Origin of the sequence: Streptomyces sp. NPDC058877, from assembly GCF_042742855.1 — a bacterium.
GTDB lineage: Bacteria > Actinomycetota > Actinomycetes > Streptomycetales > Streptomycetaceae > Streptomyces.
This window is the reverse complement of the sequence record NZ_JBHYMF010000071.1, coordinates 28,636-34,992: the sequence shown is the minus strand read 5'-3', so window position 1 is coordinate 34,992 and position 6,357 is coordinate 28,636. Positions and strand designations below refer to the sequence as shown.

Below are 6,357 nucleotides of genomic sequence, written 5' to 3'. Positions count from 1 at the left end.
GCCCGGTGCTGTGAGCAACAGCACCGGGCCCGTCCCCGTTAACGGCCACTAACCTTCCTCCCATGACTGTGAACCTCGAAGTCGCCGAAGGCGTCGGCACGATCCGCCTCGACCGCCCCCCGATGAACGCCCTGGACGTCGCCACCCAGGACCGGCTGCGCGAGCTGGCCCAGGAGGCGACCGACCGCGACGACGTGCGGGCCGTGGTCCTCTACGGCGGCGAGAAGGTGTTCGCGGCCGGCGCGGACATCAAGGAAATGCAGGTCATGGACCACGTGGCCATGGTCAAGCGCTCGCGTGCCCTCCAGGACTCCTTCACCGCCGTCGCCCGCATCCCCAAGCCGGTCGTCGCCGCGATCACCGGGTACGCGCTCGGCGGCGGCTGCGAGCTCGCGCTCTGTGCCGACTACCGGATCGCCGCCGACAACGCCAAGCTGGGCCAGCCGGAGATCCTGCTCGGCCTGATCCCGGGTGCGGGCGGCACCCAGCGCCTCTCCCGGCTCGTCGGCCCCTCCAAGGCCAAGGACCTCATCTTCACCGGCCGGATGGTCAAGGCGGAGGAGGCCCTCACGCTCGGTCTGGTCGACCGGGTGGTGCCGGCCGCCGAGGTGTACGCGCAGGCGCACGCCTGGGCGGCCAAGCTGGCCCAGGGGCCCGCGGTCGCCCTGAGGGCCGCGAAGGAGGCGATCGACCAGGGTCTGGAAGCGGACATCGACACCGGCCTCGCGATCGAGCGGAACTGGTTCGCCGGACTCTTCGCCACCGAGGACCGCGAGCGCGGGATGCGCAGCTTCGTCGAGGAGGGCCCGGGCAAGGCGAAGTTCGTCTGACGGGGGAGCCGGCCCCGGGTGCCGCCCGGGGGCCCGCTTCCTGATCCCGTCGGGGGCCGATTCCACCGGAACGGCCCCCGCGAACGGCTCCGTGCGGCCATGATGGGGGCATGGCGGGCCTGGAGGGTAGGGAACAACCGAGGCAGCGTGCGAGCGCCGCCCCAGCGCGGTGGGTGCCGACCCCTGAGGACGAACAGGCCGCCGAAGCAGTGGAGTTGTACGGCAATCCGGCCGAGGAGGACGTCCGCTTGCCGTCCCGCCCGGAGTCCGCCTGGGTGGCCCGCAGGCTCACCCAGCACGTGGTGCTGCGGCAGTGGGCGCTGGGTCCGCAGATCACGGAGCACGTCGTGCTCCTGGTCTCGGAGCTGGTCGGGAACGCCGTCCGGCACACCGGTGCCCGGGTCTTCGCCCTGCGGTTACAGCGGCGGCGCGGATGGATCCGGATCGAGGTGCGTGACCCCTCGCGCGGACTGCCGTGCCTGATGCCCGTGCGCGAGCTCGACGTGAGTGGCCGCGGCCTCTTCCTCGTCGACAAGCTCGCCGATCGGTGGGGCGTGGACCTGGCGCCGCGCGGCAAGACGACCTGGTTCGAGATGAGGGTCGCGGACCGGTCCTGAAGACGGCTTTTCACGAGGTGCCCCCCGGAGGTCCCGAGGTGCGGGGCGCCGGCCCGGAAGGGCGGGTGCGGGGCAGCTGATGTCACACGCACGGAAGCCCCCGTGCGCCGTGGTGGGGCGCGTGGGGGCTTCCGTGTGATGCGCCGTGGACGGGGGGGTGTATCCACGGCAGTTCTGTCGACCTGGCCCGGGTCAATGGAAGGTCGTGTTCCCGACTATGGCAGACAGGGGGCCTTCCTGCCAAAAGTGCCTAGTGGGTCAAGATGGTGCAAAAGCGGACAGGTTAACAATGAATCGTTGGTGACGTGTAGCACCTGCCTTGTAAACAGTGAATGGCTATGCGGTTTGTTGGCTGGTTCCTGGGGTCGTCCGCATGCTGGACTCATCCCATCTGCCTGCAAACGTCCTGAATTGGCCTAATCGTAATAAATCGGGCACCGTGCCCCTTTGAATGGTCGGGTGAAGCCGACCGACCGCCGAGGAGCCCTCCGGGCGGGCGCGGCTGCCGCCCTGGTGGGAGCCCTCTCCACCGCCTGCGGCACGGAGCCGCGCCCCACCCCCGCCGCCCGGGCCCCCGCTGACGCCGCCCAGAGCCCCGCCGCGCCGGATCCCGCCGCGAGGGGCCCCGCCCCCGCTCCCCGCCGCTTCCCCGGGCAACCGGACGAGATCACCCACGGCCCCCGCGACCGGCCCCGGGTCGCCCTCACCTTCCACGGCCAGGGCGACCCCGCCCTCGCCACCGGACTCCTTGCCCGGGCCGAGCGGGCCGGCGCCCGTCTCACCGTCCTCGCCGTCGGCAGCTGGCTTGACGAGCACCCCGAGATGGCCCGCCGCATCCTCGACGGCGGCCATGAACTCGGCAACCACACCCAGCGCCACGTCGACGTCAACGCCATGACCGAAGCCGAGGCCCTCGCCGAGATCGAGGCATGCGCCACCCGGCTGCGCCGGCTCACCGGCTCCCCCGGCACCTGGTTCAGGCCCTCCCGCGCGCAACACGCCGCACCCGCCGTCCTACGTGCCGCCCGGCGGGCCGGATACCCGCACGTCCTCTCGTACGACGTCGACTCCCTTGACTTCACCTCGCCCGGTCCCGCGGCGATCGTCCGCAACGCCACCGGGCCGGTCCGCGCCGGCTCCGTCGTCAGCCTGCACTTCGGCTATCCGGACACCGCCGCCGCGCTGCCCCTCCTCCTCGCCGACCTCGACCGCCGCGGCCTGAGCGCGGTCACCACCACGGAGCTGTTCAGCTGATGCCACACCTCACGAAACGAACCAGGACCCTCCTCGCCGCCGCCCTCCTCGCCACCCTCGCCGGCTGCGGCACCGCGGACCCCGGCGGCGGCGCGACGCCCGTCAAGAAGGCCGCGGCCCCGGCCGTCCCCCGACCGGCCGCAGCCCCCGTCGGCCTCCCCGGCATGCCGCCCCCGCTCGACCCGAACGACCTCTACGCCGCCGACCGGCCCAACCGGCTCTCCCCGGTGGTCAAGGACTTCCCCTCCCGGGTCTACGTCCCCAACACCAACTCCAACACCGTCTCGGTCATCGACCCCACCACCTACCGAGTGATCGAGACGATCCCGGTCGGCATCCAGCCCCAACACGTCGTCCCCTCCTGGGACATGAAGACCCTCTGGGTCAACAACAACCGCGGCCACACGCTGACCCCCATCGACCCCGCCACCGGCATCGCCGGCAAGCCGGTCGAGGTCCACGACCCGTACAACCTCTACTTCACGCCCAACGGCAAGTACGCCGTCGTGATGGCCTCGCTCGACCGCGAACTGGTCTTCCGCGACCCGCACACCATGGAACGCAAGAAGACCGTTCCCGTCAGCTGCTACGGCGTCAACCACGCGGACTTCTCGGCGGACGGCCGCTACTTCATCGTCTCCTGCGAGTTCTCCGGCGAACTGCTCAAGGTCGACACCGAGAAGATGGAGGTGATCGGCCAACAGAAGCTGCCCCTCGAAGGCGCCATGCCGCAGGACGTGAAGATCTCCCCGGACGGCAAGACCTTCTACGTCGCCGACATGATGGCCCACGGCATGTGGGTGCTCGACGGCGAGAAGTTCACCACCCCGACCCTGCTCCCCACCGGCAAGGGCGCCCACGGCCTCTACATCAGCCGTGACTCCCGCGAGATGTACGTCCCCAACCGCGGCGAGGGCTCGATCTCCGTCTTCGACTTCGCCCAGGACAAGCTCACCAAGAAGTGGTGGCTCCCGGACGGGGGTTCCCCCGACATGGGCGGCGTCTCCGCCGACGGCAAGGTCCTGTGGCTGTCCGGCCGCTACGACTCCGAGGTCTACGCGATCGACACGACCACCGGAAAGCAGCTCGCCCGCATCCCGGTCGGCAGCGGCCCCCACGGCCTCGCCGTCTACCCCCAGCCGGGCCGCTACTCCCTCGGCCACACCGGCATCTTCCGCTGAGGCTCAGTCCGTGACCAGCAGGGCCTCCGAGGCCACCGGGCGGTAGCCCGCGGCCTGGAACGTCCGGACGCTGCGGGCGTTGCCGGGGGCCTGCTGGGCCCAGACCACCCCGTCCGGCGTCAGATGGCGGGCGGCGGTGGCGAGGGCCCGGCCCAGCCCGCGGTGGCGCACCCCCTCGTCCACCTCGATGGCCGCCTCCCAACGGCCCGCGACGCCCCTGCCCAGCACCAGCACCCCGCCGTCGGTCGCCCACACCCGGACCTCGTCCCGGAACGCCAGCGCCCGTGCCACCCGGGGGTGCGTCGGATCGTCGATCTCGCGCAGCTCCAACGGGGGAGGGCCGGGCAGCGTGTCGGCCACCGTGAGCAGGTCGATCGTGTCCATCCGCCGGCCGGTCCGGCCCAACAGGGCGGCCAGGAAGCGCGGGTGCATGCTGGCCGCGAGCGGATCGCTCGGCGTGGCGGCCAGCTCGGCCCGTATCCACTCCGGGTCGAGGTCCGCGAAGACCACCGAGTGGGCGGTGAAGGCGAGCACGCCCGCGTCCCGTCGACTCGGCTGCGGCACCACCGTGATCGAACCGTCCGGGGGCGGGAACTCCCCGCCCGCCGCCGCCTTCAGGACCCCTGCCAACGCATCGTTCATGCCCCCATGATCGGGCCGGGCCGGGCCGGTTACTCTGGCCCCCGTCAGACAAGCACCGAGAAGGGGCGGAAGCAGTGGCGGACATCGAGTCGGCTCGCACGGCATTCAACAGGTTCGACGTGAACGGCGACGGCTTCATCACCGCCGCCGAGTTCAAGCACGTCATGGCGCAGCTGGGCGACTTCAACGTCACCGAGACGGTCGCCGAGGCGCTCATCAAGCAGCGCGACGACAACGGCGACGGCGTCCTGTCCTGGGACGAGTTCTGGTCCCACCTCAACAAGGCCTGAGACGGGGGCCCGCAGTGCGTCCGGGAGGCGTTCGGGCCCGGTCACCGGCCCTCCCGTTCGAGCGCCCGCCGGCGGAGCATCCGGCGGGTCGTCCGCGCAGCACTCCGCTCCGCGCGACGGAGCGGATCGAGCAGTGGTCCCGCGGTCGGACTCAGCACTCGATGATGTTCACCGCGAGGCCGCCCCGGGCGGTCTCCTTGTACTTGACGCTCATGTCGGCGCCCGTCTCCTTCATGGTCTTGATGACCTTGTCGAGGGAGACCAGGTGGCTGCCGTCGCCGCGCATCGACATCTTCGCCGCGGTGACGGCCTTGACCGCCGCCATGCCGTTGCGCTCGATGCACGGGATCTGGACCAGGCCGCCGACCGGGTCGCAGGTCAGGCCCAGGTTGTGCTCCATGCCGATCTCGGCCGCGTTCTCCACCTGCTCCGGGGAGCCGCCGAGGACCTCGGCGAGCGCGCCGGCCGCCATCGAGCAGGCCGAGCCGACCTCGCCCTGGCAGCCGACCTCGGCGCCGGAGATCGAGGCGTTCTCCTTGAAGAGCATGCCGACCGCGCCGGCCGCGAGGAGGAAGCGGACCACGCCGTCCTCCTTCTCCTCCGGAGAGGCCCCGCCGGACCCGAAGTTCATGTAGTAGTGCAGGACGGCGGGGATGATGCCGGCCGCGCCGTTGGTCGGGGCGGTGACCACCCGCCCGCCCGCCGCGTTCTCCTCGTTCACGGCCATCGCGTAGAGGGTGATCCACTCCATGGCGTGCGCGGCCGGATCCCCCTCCGAGCGCAGCTTGCGGGCGGAGGTCGCGGCGCGGCGGCGGACCTTCAGACCGCCGGGCAGGATGCCTTCCCGGGACATGCCGCGCGAGACGCAGGACTGCATGACGCGCCAGATCTCCAGGAGGCCGGTGCGGATCTCCTCCTCGGTGCGCCAGGCCTTCTCGTTCTCCAGCATCAGGGAGGAGATCGACAGGCCGGTCTCCTTGGTGAGGCGGAGCAGCTCGTCGCCGGTGCGGAAGGGGTACTTCAGGACGGTGTCGTCCGGGATGATCGGATTCTCGCCGGCGACCGCGTCCTCGTCGACGACGAAGCCGCCGCCGACGGAGTAGTAGGTCTTCTCCAGGACGAGGCCGCCCTCGGCGTCGTACGCGAAGACGGTCATGCCGTTGGCGTGGTAGGGCAGCGCCTTGCGCCGGTGGAGGATCAGGTCCGCGTCGAAGTCGAAGGGGATCTCGTGTGCGCCGAGCAGGTTGATCCGGCCGCTCGTCTTGATCCGCTCGAACTCGTCGTCGGCGGTCTCCACGTCGACGGTGCGGGGCGAGTTGCCCTCCAGGCCGAGGAGGACGGCCTTCGGGGTGCCGTGCCCGTGCCCCGTGGCGCCGAGCGAGCCGTACAGCTCCGCCCGTATCGCCGCGGTGTGGGCGAGCAGGCCCTCGTTCTTCAGCCGGCGGGCGAACATCCGGGCCGCACGCATGGGGCCCACCGTGTGGGAGCTCGACGGGCCGATGCCGATCGAGAACAGGTCGAAGACCGAGATGGCCACGGGAGG

General features: G+C 71.2%; 7 protein-coding genes. 5 read left to right on the top strand and 2 right to left on the bottom strand.

Annotated elements, in window-relative coordinates:
- The first annotated feature begins 62 nt into the window (after positions 1–62).
- From ACFW2Y_RS18395 to ACFW2Y_RS18380, 4 genes are all read left to right on the top strand, one after another.
- Complete coding sequence (locus ACFW2Y_RS18395; protein ID WP_384879923.1) at positions 63–830, top strand: enoyl-CoA hydratase/isomerase family protein; 768 nt, start codon at positions 63–65, stop codon at positions 828–830.
- Positions 831–940: 110 nt separating this feature from the next.
- Positions 941–1,447 carry an ATP-binding protein gene (locus tag ACFW2Y_RS18390; RefSeq protein ID WP_384879921.1) on the top strand — a complete coding sequence of 169 codons (507 nt, stop codon included), beginning with the start codon at positions 941–943 and terminating at the stop codon, positions 1,445–1,447.
- A gap of 459 nt (positions 1,448–1,906) precedes the next feature.
- Entirely contained in the window at positions 1,907–2,701 is a 795-nt protein-coding gene (locus tag ACFW2Y_RS18385) for a polysaccharide deacetylase family protein (RefSeq protein WP_384879919.1), read from the top strand.
- Positions 2,701–3,882 carry a YncE family protein gene (locus ACFW2Y_RS18380; protein ID WP_384879916.1) on the top strand — a complete coding sequence of 394 codons (1,182 nt, stop codon included), beginning with the start codon at positions 2,701–2,703 and terminating at the stop codon, positions 3,880–3,882. Before ACFW2Y_RS18385 ends, ACFW2Y_RS18380 begins: the two co-directional genes overlap by 1 nt.
- Positions 3,883–3,885: 3 nt before the next feature.
- On the opposite strand, the gene ACFW2Y_RS18375 is transcribed toward ACFW2Y_RS18380, so the two are convergent.
- Entirely contained in the window at positions 3,886–4,524 is a 639-nt protein-coding gene (locus ACFW2Y_RS18375) for a GNAT family N-acetyltransferase (protein WP_384879914.1), read from the bottom strand.
- A gap of 74 nt (positions 4,525–4,598) precedes the next feature.
- On the opposite strand from ACFW2Y_RS18375, the gene ACFW2Y_RS18370 reads away from it, so the two are divergent.
- On the top strand, positions 4,599–4,814 hold the full coding sequence (locus ACFW2Y_RS18370) for an EF-hand domain-containing protein (protein ID WP_384879912.1): 216 nt from the start codon (positions 4,599–4,601) through the stop codon (positions 4,812–4,814).
- 151 nt (positions 4,815–4,965) lie between these two features.
- Here ACFW2Y_RS18370 and ACFW2Y_RS18365 read toward each other — a convergent pair whose 3' ends face one another.
- On the bottom strand, positions 4,966–6,351 hold the full coding sequence (locus ACFW2Y_RS18365) for an L-serine ammonia-lyase (RefSeq protein ID WP_384879909.1): 1,386 nt from the start codon (positions 6,349–6,351) through the stop codon (positions 4,966–4,968).
- Between the last annotated feature and the right edge of the window lie 6 nt (positions 6,352–6,357).

Excerpts from the sequence above, each read along its gene's own strand:
- ACFW2Y_RS18390 (WP_384879921.1), top strand. The coding sequence starts at position 941 with ATGGCGGGCCTGGAGGGTAGGGAACAACCGAGGCAGCGTGCGAGCGCC.
- ACFW2Y_RS18380 (WP_384879916.1), top strand. The coding sequence starts at position 2,701 with ATGCCACACCTCACGAAACGAACCAGGACCCTCCTCGCCGCCGCCCTC.
- ACFW2Y_RS18375 (WP_384879914.1), bottom strand. The coding sequence starts at position 4,524 with ATGAACGATGCGTTGGCAGGGGTCCTGAAGGCGGCGGCGGGCGGGGAG.
- ACFW2Y_RS18395 (WP_384879923.1), top strand. The coding sequence starts at position 63 with ATGACTGTGAACCTCGAAGTCGCCGAAGGCGTCGGCACGATCCGCCTC.